1 protein-coding gene is annotated in these 249 nt (G+C 56.2%); it reads right to left on the minus strand.

Translation table 11 applies throughout. The features are described from left to right. Nucleotides 1–249: efflux RND transporter permease subunit (locus AC0IX4_RS23215; RefSeq protein WP_471831435.1), on the minus strand; the 249-nt coding region annotated here is incomplete at both ends.

The following is a 249-nucleotide window of genomic DNA, read 5'->3' on the forward strand; positions in this document are numbered from 1 at the left end:
GTCAGCGTCAGTGCATTGATGGCCGAGATCACGATAGCCGTAGCCAGGGTGTAGGCAAACTGTTTGTAGAACAGGCCGGAGGACCCCGTCATAAAACCGATCGGGATAAACACGGCCGACATTACCAGGGTAATGGAGATAACGGCGCCCGTTATCTCGCCCATAGCACTATGCGTGGCTTCGCGCGCCGAGAGGTTACTGCCCTCCATCTTACTGTGCACGGCCTCTACAACCACGATGGCATCATCG

This window comes from Rhodococcus sp. AC861, from assembly GCF_979256035.1.